The following is a 17,803-nucleotide window of genomic DNA, read 5'->3' on the forward strand; positions in this document are numbered from 1 at the left end:
GAGTTGTCGGTGGCTATGCCGGATCAATCAACGCAGCCGATCAAACAGGCTCTGAGACAGTTCGGCCGGGCAAGCCTGGCTGGTACGGGCCTTGCCGGACGTGAGAGCGGCGCAGCCCGCGAGGAGACGGACGCGATGAGCGACGGAATGGATCCGAGGTCGGTCGGGCCGCGGATCCGCATGATGCGGCCGAACCTGACCCCGCTGGAAGCCAGGGTCGTCGACAGCGTGTTCGAGCGGCGCGACTTCAGCGCCGAGACCGCCCTGAAGGACGTGGCGGAGGCCGCCGGCGTCTCGGAGGCGATGGTGGTCAAGATCGCCAAGAAGCTCGGCTTCTCGGGCTACCGCGATTTCCGCCAGAACGTCGCCGATTACGTCCGCCTCTCGGTCGCCGAGATGCACGACGACCTGTCGCCCGACGATTCCGGCGCCGAGATCGTCGGCAAGGTCTTCCGGGCCTCGATCCAGGCGCTGGAGGAGACGCTGGCCATCGCCGACGTCGCCGCCTTCGAGCGCGCCGCCGATTTCATCGCGCAAGGCCGCCAGCGCGATTTCTACGGCATCGGCGGCTCGGCCCAGATCGCCCGCGACGTCGCCCACAAGTTCCTGCGCATCGGCATCCGCGCCTCGGTCTACGACGACGCCCACATGATGGCGATGTCGGCCTCGCTCCTCGGCACGCGGGACGTCGCGGTCGGCTTCTCGCATACCGGCGCGACCCTGGTGACGCTGGAGGCGCTGCAGATCGCCCGGCGGCGCGGGGCCCGCACCATCGCGATCACCAACTACCCGCACTCGGCCCTGGCCGAGGTGGCGGACGTGGTGTTGTGCTCGACGGCGCGCGGCTCGCCTTTGCTCGGCGAGAACGCGGCGGCGCGCATCGCGCAGCTGAGCCTCCTCGATGCCATCTTCGTGCTGGTGGCCCAGCGCGACATCAAGGCGGCGGAAGCGAATCTCGCGCTGACCCAGGACGCGGTGCGAGCGAAGCGCCGGGGGTGAGCCGGGCGGACAGGGGCGCCGGCCCCCGATCCCTCACGCCCGCACGAGCGGGCAGCCGCCCTTGTCGAGGGGCCGGAAGGCCTCGTCGATCGGGGTCGTGCCGACGAGCTTGTAGTAATCGAAGGGCCCGCTGCTCTCCGAGGGCTTCTTCACCTCGAACAGGTAGGCCGGGCAGAGCTTGCGCCCGTCCTCGCGGATGCGGCCGGGGCCGAAGGCGTCGTCGTCGGTCGGCATCGCCTTCATGCGGTTGACGACGTCGACGCCCGAGGCCTTGGCGGCCGGCACGCCCATATCGGCGACGGCCTTGAGGTAGTGCAGCACCGCCGAGTAGTTCGCGATCGAGGCCATGTTCGGGTACATGCCCCGGAGCCGCGGCAGCGCCCGGCGCGTCACCGCCCGGGTGCGGTCGTTCAGGTCCCAGTAGAAGCTCTCGGTCAGGACCAGGCCCTGCGCCGCCGGAAGGCCGAGCGCGTGCACGTCCGACAGGAACATCAGCAGAGCCGCCAGCTTGAAGCCCTGCTGGGTCAGGCCGAACTCGGCCGCCTGCTTGATCGCGTTGACCGTGTCCGCCCCGGCATTGGCCAGCCCGATCACCTTGGCGCCGCTGCTCTGGGCCTGGAGCAGGAACGACGAGAAGTCCGCAGTCGACGGGAAGGGATAGCGCACGCTGCCCAGCACGCGCCCGCCATTGGCCTTCACGAAGGTGCCGGTGTCGCGCTCCAGCGCGTGGCCGAAGGCGTAGTCGGCGGTGATGAAGAACCACGAATCGCCGCCCGCCTTCACCATGGCGCCGCCGGTCGACTTCGCCAGCATGTACGTGTCGTACATCCAGGAGATCGTGACCGGCGTGCACTGCACTCCCGTCAGGTCCGAGGTGGCCGCGCCGGTGTTGATATAGGCCTTGTTCTTCTCCCGGGCGACCTGGTTGACGGCCAGCCCGACCGATGAGGTCGGCACGTCGATGATCAGATCGACGCCGTCGCGGTCGTACCATTGCCGGGCGATGCCGGCCCCGACATCGGGCTTGTTCTGGTGGTCGGCCGAGATCACCTCGACCCGGAAGCCGCGGGCGCCGAACTCGTCGACCGCCATTTGGGTGAGGGCGACGCCGTAGGGCCCGCTGATGTCGCGATAGGGCCCGGACTGGTCGTTGAGGACGCCGATCCGGATCGTGTTCGCGGCTTGCGCCCGCGACAACCGCGGCAGCATCGGCATGAGGCCGAACCCGGCACCGGCAGCCAGCACCTGACGTCGGGTCGTCCGCATCGGCGTGATCCTCTTACATCCCGTCATCTTCTCGAACCATGAGGATCGTTCGCGATACTTGTGTCAACGGCGAAACAGGCGTGTTGCCAAGATTTAATGCTGACGGCGCGCGATTTTAACGCCTTTTTATGTTGCACTGCAAAGTGTCCATCGGGTGATTGTTCCCGGTCGATGGATGCCTAACCTCGTCTAACGTATCCCTCGGGATGAAGCGGCGCCGGATCGACGTCGAAAGCGACGGTTGAATAACTTCGACGTTCGGCAGGCCTCGGTTGCACGAGCTCCAACGCGTCGTACCAGCGCCCCACTCGCAACGTGCGAGGGCGCGAGCGGGGCGATGCCGCCACACCCGAATGCGTTGTTCATGCCATGTCGGTACCCGCCTCTCCCCTTTCCCGGACGACTGTAACGAAGCGGAAGGAGACCCGGGATCCAGCACGAAAAGTCGCGAAGCGTCCGTCGTCTGCAACGGTGCGACAGACAGAGCCGCTTCGCGGCAATTTTCTCCTGAATCCCGGATCTTCTTCCGCTATCGCTTCAGTCGTCCGGGAAAAGGGAGATCAATATCGAATTTTTTAATTTATTAATTAATCATTTTTGAGAGACATCACTGGATTTTGCCAAAATTTTTGACGCTAATTACATGAAAGAAACAAATTAAATGTGCATTATCTCTTGTGAACAACCAGGTCGAGCGACCGTTCGAGTGTGAACAGGATGTCGTCGAGGGCGCCGGCCTGGGCGGGTCTGAGGCAGGACAGAAGCGCCTGCTCGCGCGCGCGCAAGAGCGGCAGCAGTTCCTCGTAGACCTCGCGCCCCCGCGGCGTTAGCTGGAGCATGATCTCGCGCCGGTCGTCGCCACTCTCCAGGCGCTCGACGAAGCCGAGTTCGGCCAGATGGCCGACGGCCCGGCTGATGCGGGATTTGTGCGTCCGCGTGCAGCGCACGACGTAGTTAGCGCTCCGCGGCGCGTCGTGCATGCCGAGCGTCGCCAGGACCCGCCATTCCGGAATGTCGATGCCGAAGCGTGCGTAATCTGCCGCGAGCGCATTGCTGAACTCGGTCGCGAGGCGGTTGAGCCGGAACGGCATGAAGCCGAGCAAGTCCAGTCGGTTCATCCCCTCTCCCTCGCCCTCTCTCGGCCGCCGTGAGGCGGCGTCGCGATCAGGCCTCCATGCCGCTTGACGGTTGCGATCGCAACTGATTATGAATGGTTGCACCCGCAACAAGCATGGCTGCCGCCACTTTGCAACGCCGAAGCGCGCCGCCTGCCCGATCGGCCCAAATGGGTGATACGCTCACGCGCCGGACGGACGAGGCGGGAAAGACCAGGGAGGAGGACCGCATGAGCAAGGGTTTCGCCAGCCAGGGTGACCTGGTCGAGAAGAAGGAAACCTTCTCCGAGCTGGCGCCGGGCGTCTACGCGCTGACCGCCGAGGGCGACCCGAATTCCGGCATCGTGGTCGGCGACGATTCGGTGCTGGTGATCGACGCCCGCGCCACCCCACGCATGGCCGGCGACCTCGTGGCCCGCGTCCGCGAGGTTACCGACAAGCCGATCCGCCACGTGCTGCTCACCCATTACCACGCCGTGCGGGTGCTCGGCGTCGCCGGCTATCCGGACCGTGTCAACGTCATCGCCAGCGACGTCGCCCGGGCGATGATCGTCGAGCGCGGGCAGCAGGACATGGACTCGGAGATCCAGCGCTTCCCGCGGCTCTTCCGCGGGCGTGAGGAGATCCCGGGCCTGACCTGGCCGACGCTGACCTTCCACGGCGAGATGACCCTGTGGCTCGGCTCGCGCGAGGTGCGGATCATCCATGCCGGGCGTGGCCACACCGCCGGCGACACCATCGCGTGGCTGCCGAAGGAAGAGGTGCTGTTCTCCGGCGACCTCGTCGAGTACGGCGCCACCCCCTATTGCGGCGACGCGCATTACGGCGACTGGCCCGCCACCCTCGACCGCCTGGAGGCCCTGAAGCCCAAGGCCCTGGTGCCGGGCCGCGGCGAGGCGCTGACGAGCCCGGACCAGATCCGCGAGGGGCTGGAGGGCACCCGCGCCTTCCTGCGCGACCTGTTCACCATCGCCAAGGCCGGCGTCGCGGCCGGGCACGACCTCAAGACGGTCTATGCCCGGGCGATGAGCGAGATGCGGCCGAAATACGGGCATTGGGTTATCTTCGAGCATTGCATGCCGTTCGACGTGAGCCGCGCCTACGACGAGGCGAAGGGGATCGACACGCCCCGGATCTGGACCGCCGAGCGCGACATCGAGATGTGGCGGGCGCTGGAGGGCTGAACCCCTCCCGCTAAGCAACACGAGAGCGACGCCCGGGCCAACCGGGCGCGCCGCCATCGCCCGAGGAAACGCCATGACCTCTCGCCCCCGCTTCGCCTCTCACTCATCGTCCGAAACAGGCGGCCGCCGGCCGGTCGTGGTGATCGGTGCCGGACCGGTCGGGCTCACCTGCGCCATCGACCTCGCGACGCGCGGCGTGCCGGTGGTGGTGCTCGACGACGACCACACCGTCGCGACCGGCAGCCGGGCGATCTGCTGGGCCAAGCGCACCCTGGAGATCTGGGACCGTCTCGGCGTCGGGCAGCGCATGGTCGACAAGGGCGTGACCTGGCAGGTCGGGCGGGTCTTCCACGGCGCGCGCGAGCTCTACCGCTTCGACCTGCTGCCCGAGGGCGGGCACCGTCGCCCGGCCTTCGTCAACCTGCAGCAATACACCGTCGAGGAATATTTGATCGCGCGGGCGGCGGAATTGTCCGACCTGATCGCGCTGCGCTGGCGCCACGAGGTCACCAACCTGACCCAAACCGCCGACGGCGTGCGCCTCGACATCGCGACGCCGGACGGCGCCTGTACTCTCGATGCGGAGTGGGTGATCGCGGCGGACGGAGCGCGCTCTCCGACCCGGACCCGGATGGGCCTGCCCTTCCCCGGCCAGCGCTTCGAGGAGCGCTTCCTGATCGCCGACGTCAAGCTCGCCGACGCGACGCGGCGGGCGGATTTCCCGACCGAGCGGCTGTTCTGGTTCGCCCCGACCTTCCATGCCGGCCAGAGCGCGCTCCTGCACCGCCAGCCCGACGACGTCTTCCGCATCGACTTCCAGCTCGGCCCCGAGGCCGATCCCGAGCTGGAGCGCCAGCCGGAGCGGGTGATGCCGCGGGTGCGGGCGGTGATGGGCGAGGACAACCCGGTCACCCTCGAATGGTGCTCGGTCTACTCGTTCCGCTGCGCGCGGCTGGAGCGCTTCGTGCACGGGCGCGTGGTGTTCGTCGGCGACAGTGCCCACGTGGTGAGCCCGTTCGGGGCGCGGGGCGGCAATGGCGGCATCCAGGACGCCGACAACCTGTGCTGGAAGCTGGCGCTGATCGTGAGCGGCGAGGCTCCTGAGAGCCTGATCACCACCTACGACGAGGAGCGCGGGGCCGGCGCCGACGAGAACATCCTCAACTCCAGCCGCACCACCAATTTCATGACCCCGAAGACCCGGGCCGAGCGACACTTCCGCGATGGGGTGCTGGATCTCGCCGCGGAGGCGCCCTTCGCCCGCTCCCTCCTCAATGCTGGTCGCCTCTCGCGGCCGTGCAGCCTCGCCGGCATGGCGCTCCAGACCCCGGACCGGGTCCCGCTGGCCGGGGGATTGCGGCCCGGCGAGGCCTGCCTCGACGCCCCGGTCGTCGACGCGACCGGCCGCAGCACCTGGCTGCTCGACCACCTCGGCGGGTCGTTCGCGCTCCTGATCCTCGCGGGTGCCGAGGCGCCCGATCTCTCCGGTCTCCCGCCCGGCCTGCGCTGCGTCGTCGTGGCCGAGCGGCCGATGACCGTGCCGGGGGCCGAGGTGTTGTGCGACACCGATGGCCTCGCCGGGCGGCGCTACGGGGCCGGATCCGTGGCGGCCACCCTGATCCGGCCCGACGCGCACGTCGCCGCCCGCTTCGCGGCGCTCGACGGCGCGCAGGTGGCCGACGCGCTCGATCGCGCGCGCGGCCGGTCCGGCGCATCGGTCCAGGAGGCGGCGTGATGACGGCACGGTTGCGACAGGACGACGGCTTCGCCGGACGGGCGGACGAGGTCTACGAGACCCTGATCCGGGCGCATCACGGCTTGAGCGACGAGGACAGCGCGGCGCTCAACGCACGGCTCGTGCTGATCCTCGCCCACGAGGTCGGCGATCCCGCCTTGCTGGCCGAGGCCATCGCGCTGGCGCGGCGCTCGCTCGGCTTGGCGAGTTCTGATCATGCGATGTCGGCCTGATCCGGCGGGCTTCAGAACAGAGCGCGCCCTCTCGCCACGATTTTGCCCGAGCCCGCTCGGCCCCTGAACAATCTCTTCACGGTATGGGAGACCCATCCATGAACCAGCAGACCCGCCCCGCTCCGGCCGGCGAACCCGCCGCGCGGCCGATCCACCCGGGCTACCTGTCGGGCTTCGGCAACGGCTTCGAGACCGAGGCCCTGCCCGGGGCGCTTCCGGTCGGCCGCAACTCCCCCCAGAAGTGCCCCTACGGTCTGTATGCCGAGCAGATCTCCGGCTCGCCCTTCACCGCGCCGCGCACCACCAACGAGCGCTCGTGGCTCTACCGCATCCGCCCGACCGTGATGCACTGGGGCGCGTTCCGGAAGGTCGACGCCCGCCTCTGGCTCACCGCCCCGGCCGACGCCGCCGACCTGCCGCCGGCCCCCTTGCGCTGGGATCCGATCCCGATCCCGACGGAGCCGCTCTCCTTCGTCGAGGGCATCCGCACCATGACGACGGCCGGCGACGCCGGCGCCCAGGCCGGCATGGGAGCGCATCTCTACCTCGCCACCCGCTCGATGCAGGACGAGTACTTCTACAACGCCGACGGCGAGATGCTGGTGGTGCCCCAACAGGGCGCTCTCCGCTTCCGCACCGAGTTCGGCGTCATCGAGGTCGAGCCCGGCGAGATCGTGGTGATCCCGCGCGGCGTGAAGTTCGCAGTGGAACTCCTCGACGGCCCGGCCCGGGGCTATGTCTGCGAGAATTACGGCGGCGCCTTCACCCTGCCGGAGCGGGGGCCCATCGGCGCCAATTGCCTCGCCAACCAGCGCGACTTCCTCACGCCGGGGGCGGCCTACGAGGACCGCGACGCGCCCGGCACGATGCTGGTGAAGTGGGGCGGCAACCTCTGGGCCGCCGAGATCGCCCATTCGCCCCTCGATGTCGTCGCCTGGCACGGCAACTACGCGCCCTACAAGTACGACCTGAGAAAGTTCTCGCCGGTCGGCCCGATCCTGTTCGACCACGCCGACCCGTCGATCTTCACGGTGCTGACCTCGCCCTCCGAGACGCCGGGCACCGCCAATATCGACTTCGTCATCTTCTCCGACCGCTGGCTGGTGGCGGAAAACACCTTCCGGCCGCCGTGGTACCACCTCAACGTGATGAGCGAGTTCATGGGGCTGGTCTATGGCGTCTACGACGCCAAGACCGGCGGCGGCTTCCAGCCGGGCGGCGCCTCGCTGCACAACACGCTCCTGCCGCACGGGCCGGATGTCGACGCGTTCGAGAAGGCCTCGACCGTCGAGCTGAAGCCCCACAAGCTGGAAGGGACGCTGGCCTTCATGTTCGAGACGCGGTTTCCCCAGAAGGTCAGCCGCTTCGCCGCCGAGACGCCAGCGCTGCAGAAGGACTACGGGACTTACGGGCGCAAGCTCGCCAAGCACTTCGATCCCACCCGGCCCGAGGCACGCTGATGACGACGCTCGACCAGACGCACGATGCGACCTTGCGCTCCTGGGTCCCGGGGGCCGACGGGCATCCCGATTTCCCGATCCAGAACCTGCCGCTCGGGGTGTTCTCGCCTGCGGACGGCGTGATGCGGCCGGGCGTCGCCATCGGCGACCACATCCTCGACCTGACGGCGCTCCTCGCCACCGGCCTGCTCCAGGGCGAGGCGGCGCGCGCCGCCGAGGCCGCCGGGGGCGGCGCCCTCAACGCCCTCCTCGCCCTCGGGGCGGGACCGCGCCGGGCCCTGCGGGCGCAGGCGTCGGCGCTGCTGCGCGAGGGCGCGGCCGAGCGCGACCGGGTCGCGCCGCTCCTGCACGAAGCGAGCGCCTGCACCCTGCACCTGCCGGCCCGGATCGGCGACTACACCGATTTCTACGTCGGCATCCACCACGCCGAGAATATCGGCAAGCAGTTCCGGCCCGACAATCCGCTGCTGCCGAACTACAAGCACGTGCCGATCGGCTATCACGGCCGCGCCTCCTCGATCCGGCCCTCCGGGGTGCCGGTGCGCCGGCCGCGTGGCCAGTCGAAGGCGCCGGACGCAGCCGCGCCGAGCTTCGGCCCCTCCGCCCGCCTCGACCTCGAGCTCGAGCTCGGGGTGTGGATCGGCCCCGGCAACGCGCTCGGCACGCCGATCCCGATCGGCGAGGCGCAGGACCACATCGCCGGCTATTGCCTGCTCAACGATTGGTCGGCGCGGGACATCCAGGCCTGGGAGTACCAGCCGCTCGGGCCCTTCCTCGCCAAGAACTTCGCCTCGACGATCTCGCCCTGGATCGTCACCCCGGAAGCCTTGGCGCCGTTCCGCATCGCGCAAAGTCCGCGGCCGGAGGGCGATCCGACACCCCTCCCCTACCTCCGCGACGAGGCCGACCAGAGGAGCGGCGCCCTCGACCTCAGCCTCGACGTGCTGCTGGTAACCCCGGGCCTGCGGGCGGCCGGCCTTCCCCCGCACCGGGTCTCGGCCTCGAACGCCCGGCACATGTACTGGACGGTTGGACAGATGGTGGCCCACCATGCCAGCGGCGGCTGCAACCTGCATCCGGGCGACCTGTTGGGGACGGGCACGATCTCCGGGCCGGACCGCGCCGCCTGCGGCAGCCTGGTCGAGGCGACGCTCGGGGGCCGGGAGCCGCTCCGCCTCGCCTCGGGCGAGGAGCGCCGGTTCCTGGAGGACGGCGACGAGATCATCCTGCGGGCCCGCGGCATCCGCGAGGGCTTTGCCCCGATCGGGTTCGGCGAGTGCCGGGCAGTCATCCTCGGGGCGGTCGCATGAAGCTCTACGGCTACTGGCGCTCGACCTCGTCCTACCGCCTGCGCATCGCGCTGACGCTCAAGGGCGTGACCCCGGACCAGATCCCGGTGCACCTCGTGCGCAACGGCGGCGAGCATCGGAGCGAGGCCTACCGGCGGATCAACCCGCAGGCACGCGTGCCGAGCCTCGCCCTCGACGACGGCAGCGTGCTGATCCAGTCCCCGGCGATCATCGAATACTTGGAAGAGGTCTTCCCCCATCCGCCGCTCCTGCCGGGCGATCCGGTCGCGCGGGCGCGGGTGCGGGCGGTGGCGGCGATCATCGGCTGCGACATCCATCCGCTGCATAATGTCGGGCCGCTCAACCACCTGCGGCGCGATCTCGGCCAGTCCGAGGAGGCGGTCTCGGCCTGGATCGGGCGCTGGATCGCCGAGGGATTCGCGGCGATCGAGGCGCTGATCGGTGACGAGGGGTACTGCTTCGGCCCCGAGCCGGGCCTCGCCGACGTCTACCTGGTGCCGCAGGTCTACGCCGCCCGCCGCTTCGCCGTCCCGCTGGAGGCGTTTCCGCGGATCGCCCGCGCCGCGGCGCTCGCCGAGGCGCATCCGGCCTTCCAGGCCGCCCACCCCTCGCGCCAGCCCGACGCCGAATAGTCCGGGGGGATGCCCCGCGCGGTCCCGACGGTCCCTCAGCCCTCGGCCCGCGCGGTGCGGCGCGGGCGGCCGCCCGTGGCGGGGGGCTCGGCCGCGGCCTCCGTCCCGCCGGCGCGGTAGCCGAGCCTGGCGGAGATCTCCTGGCCGAAGGCGCGGGCCCGCGCCACGGTGGGGCTCGCCTGGCCGAGATCGACCGCGCTCTCGGGGCCGATCAGGGTGAGGGCGCATTGGAGCTGGCCGGTATGGTCGAAGACCGGCACCGCGATCGCGTTGATGCCGGGAACCGGGCTGCCGGCGGTGGTCGAGCAGCCCTCGATCCGGATCTGCTCGGCGGCCGTCACGAGGGCGGGGAGCGAGGTCGGCACGCCGATGCCGCGCCCCTGCGACCCGGCGCGCAGCTCGGCCTCGACCAGCGGCGCCACGATGCGCGGCGGCAGGTGGGCGGCGAACAGGCGGCCCGTCGCCGTTCCCGTGAGCGTGTAGACGCCCCCCGCCCGCAGGTTGACGTGGATCGGCACCTCCGCCTCCTGGACCTGCACGATCGTCGGGCCGTGGGTGCCCCAGACGGCGAGGGTGACCATCAGGCCGAACTCGGTCGCGAGGTCCGCGGCCGCGCTCCCGGCGACGCGCAGGGTGTCGACCTGCCGCATCCGCGCGAGGCCGAGTTGCAGCGCGAACGGCCCGAGCAGGTAGCGGCCGGTCTGCGGATCCTGCTCGACGAGGCCGGTCTTGCGGAAGCTGACCAGGTAGGCATGCGCCTGGGCCGAGGCGATGTCGGCCCGCGCCGCGATGTCCCGGAGCATCGCCGCCGCGCCGATCTCGACCATCGCGTGCAGGATCCGCGCCCCGACCTCGACGGACTGGACGCCGCGCCCCTCGACGTTGCTCATCACGACAGCGCTCCTCCTCGCCTGCGCCTCGCGGCCCTGCCGCGGAGAGGCGCCCCCGCGCGACCGATCGCTCTCCATTAGGGACTCCGCGGGCGACCGCACAATCGGTCCCGCCTTTTCGGGTCGCACATCTGGTCCTCCCTTCCGGCAGGCGTGGGGGTGTCGGGGGAAAGATCCTTTCAAGTTCGAGCTCGGGATCCCCTCTCCCGTGTGGGAGAGGGGCAGGGGTGAGGGTGACACGCTTCAGGATAGATCTGAGCCGTGACGCTGCCAGCACGACGCTCAGTGCTTTACACTGAAGCGTGTCACCCTCACCCCCGGCCCCTCTCCCACACGGGAGAGGGGGGACCCGCGCCTCTTCTTTCCCCGGACAATCTTTCCCGCAGGGAGAGGAGGACCTGCACGTTCTTTACCCCTGCCCCCTCAATGCCTACTGCCGAGATAAGCCGACCGCACCTGCGGGTCGCGCAGCAGATCCTGCCCCCGGCCCGACAGGATCACGCGGCCGGTCTCGAGGACGTAGGCGGTGTCGGCGATGGCGAGCGCGAGGTTCGCCATCTGCTCGACGAGGAGGATGGTCATGCCGCCGTCGCGCAATCGGGCGATCGCCCGGAAGATGTCGTTGATGATCAGCGGCGCGAGGCCGAGGGACGGCTCGTCGAGCAGGAGCACCCGCGGGCCGGCCATCAGGGCGCGGCCGATCGCCAGCATCTGCTGCTCGCCGCCCGACAGGGTCACGGCGGGCTGGTCGCGGCGCTCCCTCAGCCGCGGAAAGAGGGCGAACTGCTCCTCCATGGCCGCCGCCAGCGCCGGGCCCGAGAGGCCGCGAGCATAGGCGCCGAGTTCGAGGTTGTCGGCCACCGACTGGTCGGGGAAGACCTGCCGGCCCTCCGGCGAGAGGGCGATTCCCGCCGCCACGCGCCGGTGCGCCGGCATCGCGGTGATGTCCCGGCCCTCGAACCGGATCCGCCCGGAGGCGACCGGCATCAGGCCGCAGATCGCCTTGAGCAAGGTCGTCTTGCCGGCGCCGTTGGCGCCCACGAGGGCGACGACTGCGCCGCGCGGCACGCTGAGCGAGACGCCGCTCACCGCCTCGATCGGCCCGTAGGCGAGGCTGACGGCCTCGACCTCGAGCGCCGGCGCCTCCGCGGTCCGGGCCCGGAAGGGGGCGATGGACTGGATCGTCATGACGCCAGGGCCTCCGGACGGGCGAGGGACAGGGTGACGTCGTCGCTGCCGAGATAGGCCGCGGTGACGCGCGGATCGCGCTGGATCGCGGCGGGCGGCCCCTCGGCGATCCGCTCGCCGTGATCGAGCACGACGACGTGGTCGGAGATCCGCATCACCATGTCCATGTGGTGCTCGACCAGCAGGATCGTGATGCCCTGGTCGCGGATGCGCAGGATCAGGTCGCCGAGCGCGTCGGTCTCCTGCGGGTTGAGGCCGGCCGCCGGTTCGTCGAGGAGCAGGAGGCGGGGCTCGGTGGCGAGCGCGCGGGCCAGTTCCACCCGGCGCTGGAGACCGTAGGCGAGGCCGCCGGCCTTGGCCGCGGCGAGGTGCGACAGGCCGACGAAGGCGAGGATGTCCCGGGCGCGCCGGCGCGCCGCCTCCTCCTCCGGCCCGCCGAGCCCGAGGAGCGAGCGCAGGAATCCGTTGCGCATCCGGTCGTGGCTGCCGAGCAGCACGTTCTCCAGCACCGTGAGGTCGCGGAAGAGCCGGAGGTTCTGGAACGTCCGGCCGATCCCGAGGCGGCAGATCGCGTGGACGGGTTTGCGCGCCAGGTCGCGGCCCCGGAACAGGATTCGTCCTTCGCTCGGGCGGACGATGCCCGACAGCATGTTGATGAGGGTCGACTTGCCGGCGCCGTTCGGCCCGATCAGCGCGTGGATGTGCCCCTCCGTCAGCGTCACGCTGACGTCCCGCGCCGGCTTCACGCCGCCGTAGGATTTCGACAGCGACACCGCCTGGAGGAGAGCCGCGTCCGAGGGGGCGCCCGGCCGGGTCGGCAGGGCGGGCGCGACCGGCGCGGACCCGTCCGCCGCGGCGCGCGGGCCCGGGACGAGGCGGCCGATCAGGTCGGTGACGACGCCCGCGACGCCGCGCGGCATCGCGTAGAGCGCGAAGAGCAGCAGCGCGCCGTTGACGAAATGCTCGATCCAGGTCCAGCGCGCCAGCACGCTCGACAGGACGGTGAGGATCACCGCGCCGAAGAGCGGGCCGGCGAGCGAGCCGCTGCCGCCGAACAGCACCGTCAGCAGGATGAAGACCGAGAGGTTGAAGGTGATGAAATCGGAATTGATGTACTGGTTCTGCTGCGCCACCAGGGCGCCGGCGAGGCCGCAGGTGGCCGCCGCGATGACGAAGGCCAGCACCTTGTAACGGAGAACCGGGACGCCGACCGCGCTCGCCGCGACCTCGTCGGCCTGGATCGACCGGAAGGCGCGGCCGAAGCGCCCGACGAGGAGGTTGCGCACGAGGAGGTGGACGGCGAGCGACAGGCCGATCGCGAACCACACCCAGCCCGCCATCGTCAGCGGCTGGCCCCCGAATGTGAGCGGCTTGATCGCGTAGATGCCCATGGCGCCCCCGAAGACGTCGGACACCTCGGTGACGAGCTTCTCGACCACGATGCCGAAGGCGAGCGTCACCATGGCGAGGCTCGGGCCCTTCACGCGCAGGGACGGCGCCGCGATCAGGACGCCGCAGAACGCCGAGATCGCGGTCGCGAGGACGAGGGCGAGCCAGGGGTCGAGATCCGCCGCGGTGGTGAGGAGCGCGGCCGCGTAGGCGCCCGCCGCGAACAGGCCCGCTTGGCCCAGCGACTTCTGGCCGGCGAAGCCGAGGAGCACATTCATCCCGGTCGCGCACAGGAAGTAGACGCAGATCGAGAACAGGATGCGGAGGTAGAAGTCGTTGTCGGTGGCCGCCGCGAGGGCTGCCGCCGCGAGCGCGACCGCGACCGCGATGAGGATGTCGCGCATGACGGTCAGACCTTGTCGAGGGACTGGGCGCCGAAGAGCCCGTTCGGCCGCACGGCCAGGACGAGGATGATGAGGAGGAAGATCACGATCTCCCGCCACTCCGCGCTCCACAACGCCACCCCGGATTCGAGCAGGCCGAGCGCGAAGCCGCCGACGATGCAGCCGCGCGGATTGTCGAGGCCGCCGACGATGGCGCCCGAGAACGCCTTGAGGGCGATGCCCATGCCGAGGAACAGCGAGGCCGAGGCGATCGGCGCGACGAGGAGGCCGCCGATGCCGGCGAGCAGGCTCGACAGCGCGTAGGCCCCGAGCATCATCGCCGCCACGTTGATGCCCATCAGGGAGGCGGCCTGGGGGTTGGACGCGACCGCCCGCATCGCCTTGCCGATCCGGGTGCCACGCATCACCCGGTCGAGCCCGAGCATCAGCAGGATCGCGACCGCGAGGATCAGGATCTCCTGCGGCCGGATGCCGGCCCCCGCGACCCGGATCACGTCGTCGCCGAAGGGCGAGGGCACGTTGACCGGGGCTGGTCCCCACACCGCGAGGCCGAGGCTCTGCACGATGATGCCGAAGCCGATCGTGCTCATCACCCAGTTCATGCCGGCCTTGCCCGCGAAGGGGCGGACCGCGACCACGAACAGGAGCAGGCCGAGCACCCCGAGGACGAGGCCGGCGACGAGGGTGGCGACCGGGTAGTTCAGGCCGGCGGAGGCCCATGGCGGCAGGGAGGCGAAGGACACCTCCCCGCCCCCTCCTGCCCGCGCGAGGAGGTAGAGCACCGTGACGCCGAGGAACGCGCCCACGGCGACGAACTCGCCCTGCGCGAAGTTCAGGGTCTTCGTCGTGGTGAAGGTGATGCTGAAGCTCATGGCGATCAGGGCGTAGACGCCGCCGATCGCGAGCCCGCTCACCAGGACCTGGATGAGTGTCGTCATCGCTGCACCTCCCGTCGCGCGGGTTCGGGCTTAGCCCTTGAAATCCTCGGGCTTCAGCGAGGCGACGATCGGATCCTCGAAGGCGGCGAGCTTCCCCCCGCGCCAGCAGGTCCAGTGCTGGTCGGCAGCCCCGAGCCCCTCATGGCTCTCGCGCGAGAACGGGGGCGCGTAGGTCTTGGCGCTGCCCTCGTAGGGCGCCTTCAGCCCTTCCAGCGCGGCCCGCACCGCCGCGCCGTCGGTCGAGCCGGCCTGCGCCATGGCGAGCGCCAGCAGCATCGTGCCGTCATAGGCGTGGACCGCGAAGGAGAAGGCGGAATCGGCGTCGAGCTTCGGGCGGATCCGCTCGAAAAAGGCCTGCTGGCGCGCCGTCCGCGTCTCCGAGACGGTGCGCAGGAAGATCGGCTTCTCGGCCAAAGTCGGCCCGGCCGCATTGAGGAAGCTCAGGTTGTCGGCGGCCCAGCTCGTCAGGACGGTCGGGAAGTAGCCGATCTTGTCCATGCTGCGCATCACCTGCCCGATCGGCGTGCCCTGCGCCCAGAGCAGCACCGTGTCGACCTCGGCGCTCTTTAGCTTGGCGAGCTGCGAGGTCATGTCGGTGTCGTTGACGCCGAACTTCTCGCTGGCGGCCGGCACGATGCCCTGGACCTTGGTGACCTCCATGAGGTCCTTCAGGCCGCTCTGGCCGTATCCGGTCGTCTCGGTGAGGAGGCCGACCTTCTTCGTCGCCGGGTTCTTCCTGGCATAGGCGACGACGGCGATCACCTGGAAACGGTCGACGCTGCCGACGCGGAACATGTAGTTGTCGGCATTCGCGCTCATCGGCTTGGTGATGTCGGTCGCCGAGCCGATGCAGCCCATCACCGGGATGCGCTTCTGGTTGGGAATCTGCTTCCAGGCGAGCGCGTTGCCCGAATTGGTCGGCCCCAGCACCGCGACGACCTTCTCGTTGTCGATCAGGTCGCTCATGTTCTGGATCGACTTCGGCGGCTGCGAGAGGTCGTCGCGGACCACCAGCTCGATCTTGCGGCCGAGCACCCCGCCCTTGCCGTTCAGGTCCTCCAGGGCGGCCTGGATGCCGGCGACCGCGGCGCGCCCGGACTGGGCCGAGGGCGAGGCCGAGAGGTCGCCGTTGAAGCCGATCTTGATCTCGCCTGCGCTCCAGGCGCGGCGCGGCACGCCGGCGACCAGCGGGGCGGCGAGACCGAGCGAGAGCGCGCCGCCGACCAGGCCACGCCGGGTGAGACCGAGATCCGTCATGTGTCCTCCCACGGTGCGCTTTTTGGCGCGGCGCAGGGCCGCCGCCGCGACGGCGCACCCCGCCGCGGCCCGTCTTTGTCGTCCGGCGCCCCCGCCTGCGCAGCGTTCCGGATCGTTGCACAAGCATTAGCTGACAGCGACTGCGTTCGCAAGCAACGAATTTGTTTGTTGCGAACGACATCGTCATATGCGACATCGAGCACTGACAAGGCCTCCTCGAATGGGGCCGGACGAGACGGGAGGCGGCGCATGCTGCTGCAGGGACGAACCGCTTTGGTGACCGGCGCCGGACAGGGCAACGGCGCCGCCATCGCCCGCGGCCTCGCGAAGGAAGGCGCCGCGCTCGTCTGCACCGACATCGACGGGGACGCCGCCGGCCGGACGGCCCGCGCGATCGTCGAGGACGGCGGCGAGGCCACGGCCCACGCCCTCGACGTCGCCGACAAGGCGGGGGCCGGGCGGCTCGCGGCGGAGCTCGAAGCGGCGTCGCGCAGCGTTTCGATCCTCGTCAACAATGCGGGCATCTGCCCGCGTCACCCGGTCGACAGCCCCGATCTCGAGCGGCACTGGCAGGCGGCCCTCGACGTCAATCTCACCGGCGCGCTCACCCTGACAGTGGCCTTTCTGCCGGCTCTGCGGCGGACGAAGGGGACGGTCGTCAACATCGCGTCGATCGCCTCGTTCGTCTCGACCGCGACCTCGGTGAGCTACCCGGTCTCGAAGGCGGGCCTGCGCGCGCTGACCCAGAGCCTCGCCCACGAGCTCGCGCCGGAGGGGATCCGGGTCAACGCGATCGCCCCCGGCACCATCGCGACGCCGATGACCGAGGCGACGCGCCTCAACCCCGAGCGCTCGGAGCGCTTCCTCGCCCGCATCCCGATGGGCCGCTACGGCGAGCCGGAGGAGCTCGTCGGCCCGGTCGTGTTCCTGGCCTCGTCGATGTCGAGCTACGTCACCGGGACGACCCTCGTCGTCGACGGCGGCTATCTGGCGCTCTGAGGATCCCTGCCATGTTCGTCCGCATGGGCCTCCTGCGCCGCCGGCCCGACCTGTCGGCCGAGGCCTTCCGCCGCCACTGGCGCGACGTCCACGGTCCCATCGCCGCCCGGTTCCCGGGGCTGGTGGCCTACCACCAGAACCACGTCGTCGACCGCCGCCAGCTCGGCATCGACCACGCCCGCGGCGCCTGGGACATCGACGGCATCTCGGAGCTGTGGTTCGAGTCCGAAGACGCCATGCGGGCGGCGATCGACTCGCCCGCCTACCCGCCGACCCGCGCCGACGAGGCGGCGTTCCTGGCCGAGACGCGCATCGTCACGGTCGAGCAGAGAACCGTGGTCCCGTTCGATCCGTCGGTCCCTCGCTCGATCAAGCGGATGTCGTTCCTGCGCCGGCCGGTGCATGTGACGCCGGAGCGGTTCCGGCAAGAGTGGTTCGAGGTCCACGCCCCGCTGGTGCGCGCCTTCCCGACGCTCCTCGGCTACCGGCAGAACCTGATCCTGTCGCGCCAGGCCCCGCCCGGCCGCTCGGCGGGCTACGACGCGATTCCCGCCGACGGCATCGTCGAGATGTGGTTCGCCGACGAGGCTGCGCTCGACGCCTCCTTCGCCGACGCGGCGGCGGTCCGCTCGCAGGCCCACGCGCACACCTTCATCGCCGAGATCACGCCGTTCCTGGTCGAGGTGCACGTCGTTGTCTAAGTCGTTGTCCAAGAGCCGGTCTGATTTACTCGCCAGTCTTGACACCCTGCTGGTCATTCCGGGGCCGCGCAGCGGAGCCCGGAATCCAGACACTCAGTTGGTC

Annotated in this window: 16 protein-coding genes; 9 read left to right on the forward strand and 7 right to left on the reverse strand. The window is 70.2% G+C overall.

All coding sequences use genetic code 11. The annotated features are described in order from the left end of the window. The first annotated feature begins 135 nt into the window (after positions 1-135). A complete protein-coding gene (locus ABZT49_RS05710; RefSeq protein WP_355284191.1) occupies positions 136-999 on the forward strand; it encodes a MurR/RpiR family transcriptional regulator in 864 nt (287 codons plus the stop codon). Between the two features lie 33 nt (positions 1,000-1,032). Here ABZT49_RS05710 and ABZT49_RS05715 read toward each other — a convergent pair whose 3' ends face one another. Continuing rightward, entirely contained in the window at positions 1,033-2,265 is a 1,233-nt protein-coding gene (locus ABZT49_RS05715) for an ABC transporter substrate-binding protein (protein WP_355284193.1), read from the reverse strand. Positions 2,266-2,933: 668 nt separating this feature from the next. Then, the gene (locus tag ABZT49_RS05720) at positions 2,934-3,383 is read right to left on the reverse strand and encodes a MarR family transcriptional regulator (protein ID WP_355284196.1); all 450 of its coding nucleotides are present in this window, start codon (positions 3,381-3,383) and stop codon (positions 2,934-2,936) included. A gap of 227 nt (positions 3,384-3,610) precedes the next feature. On the opposite strand from ABZT49_RS05720, the gene ABZT49_RS05725 reads away from it, so the two are divergent. From ABZT49_RS05725 to maiA, 6 genes are all read left to right on the forward strand, one after another. Continuing rightward, on the forward strand, positions 3,611-4,564 hold the full coding sequence (locus ABZT49_RS05725; protein WP_355284199.1) for an MBL fold metallo-hydrolase: 954 nt from the start codon (positions 3,611-3,613) through the stop codon (positions 4,562-4,564). 73 nt (positions 4,565-4,637) lie between these two features. Next, on the forward strand, positions 4,638-6,299 hold the full coding sequence (locus ABZT49_RS05730) for an FAD-dependent oxidoreductase (protein ID WP_355284203.1): 1,662 nt from the start codon (positions 4,638-4,640) through the stop codon (positions 6,297-6,299). Continuing rightward, the gene (locus ABZT49_RS05735) at positions 6,299-6,532 is read left to right on the forward strand and encodes a DUF2783 domain-containing protein (RefSeq protein WP_355284206.1); all 234 of its coding nucleotides are present in this window, start codon (positions 6,299-6,301) and stop codon (positions 6,530-6,532) included. Before ABZT49_RS05730 ends, ABZT49_RS05735 begins: the two co-directional genes overlap by 1 nt. Positions 6,533-6,630: 98 nt before the next feature. Then, positions 6,631-7,992: a homogentisate 1,2-dioxygenase gene (hmgA, locus tag ABZT49_RS05740; RefSeq protein ID WP_355284208.1), complete on the forward strand. Its 1,362-nt coding sequence runs from the start codon at positions 6,631-6,633 to the stop codon at positions 7,990-7,992. Further along, the gene (gene fahA / locus ABZT49_RS05745; RefSeq protein ID WP_355284210.1) at positions 7,992-9,302 is read left to right on the forward strand and encodes a fumarylacetoacetase; all 1,311 of its coding nucleotides are present in this window, start codon (positions 7,992-7,994) and stop codon (positions 9,300-9,302) included. The genes hmgA and fahA overlap by 1 nt, the downstream gene beginning before the upstream one ends. Next, the gene (maiA, locus tag ABZT49_RS05750; protein ID WP_355284213.1) at positions 9,299-9,934 is read left to right on the forward strand and encodes a maleylacetoacetate isomerase; all 636 of its coding nucleotides are present in this window, start codon (positions 9,299-9,301) and stop codon (positions 9,932-9,934) included. The genes fahA and maiA overlap by 4 nt, the downstream gene beginning before the upstream one ends. Positions 9,935-9,969: 35 nt before the next feature. Here maiA and ABZT49_RS05755 read toward each other — a convergent pair whose 3' ends face one another. The 5 genes from ABZT49_RS05755 to ABZT49_RS05775 all read right to left on the reverse strand — a co-directional run bounded on the left by ABZT49_RS05755 (position 9,970) and on the right by ABZT49_RS05775 (position 16,000). Beyond that, positions 9,970-10,824, reverse strand: a complete 855-nt coding sequence (locus ABZT49_RS05755; protein WP_355284216.1) for an IclR family transcriptional regulator — start codon at positions 10,822-10,824, stop codon at positions 9,970-9,972. A 423-nt stretch (positions 10,825-11,247) separates the two neighbouring features. After that, entirely contained in the window at positions 11,248-12,012 is a 765-nt protein-coding gene (locus ABZT49_RS05760) for an ABC transporter ATP-binding protein (RefSeq protein ID WP_355284219.1), read from the reverse strand. Further along, entirely contained in the window at positions 12,009-13,805 is a 1,797-nt protein-coding gene (locus ABZT49_RS05765; protein WP_355284222.1) for a branched-chain amino acid ABC transporter ATP-binding protein/permease, read from the reverse strand. Before ABZT49_RS05765 ends, ABZT49_RS05760 begins: the two co-directional genes overlap by 4 nt. 5 nt (positions 13,806-13,810) lie before the next feature. Further along, the gene (locus ABZT49_RS05770; protein WP_355284225.1) at positions 13,811-14,743 is read right to left on the reverse strand and encodes a branched-chain amino acid ABC transporter permease; all 933 of its coding nucleotides are present in this window, start codon (positions 14,741-14,743) and stop codon (positions 13,811-13,813) included. 30 nt (positions 14,744-14,773) lie between these two features. Then, a complete protein-coding gene (locus ABZT49_RS05775) occupies positions 14,774-16,000 on the reverse strand; it encodes an ABC transporter substrate-binding protein (RefSeq protein ID WP_355284228.1) in 1,227 nt (408 codons plus the stop codon). Between the two features lie 249 nt (positions 16,001-16,249). Between ABZT49_RS05775 and ABZT49_RS05780 the strand changes: the two genes are divergently transcribed. Continuing rightward, on the forward strand, positions 16,250-16,999 hold the full coding sequence (locus tag ABZT49_RS05780; protein WP_355284231.1) for a glucose 1-dehydrogenase: 750 nt from the start codon (positions 16,250-16,252) through the stop codon (positions 16,997-16,999). Positions 17,000-17,010: 11 nt separating this feature from the next. Next, complete coding sequence (locus ABZT49_RS05785) at positions 17,011-17,700, forward strand: EthD family reductase (RefSeq protein WP_355284234.1); 690 nt, start codon at positions 17,011-17,013, stop codon at positions 17,698-17,700. The last annotated feature ends 103 nt before the right edge of the window (positions 17,701-17,803 follow it).

The sequence above is a fragment of the Methylobacterium sp. EM32 genome (assembly GCF_040593685.1).
Classification (GTDB): domain Bacteria; phylum Pseudomonadota; class Alphaproteobacteria; order Rhizobiales; family Beijerinckiaceae; genus Methylobacterium.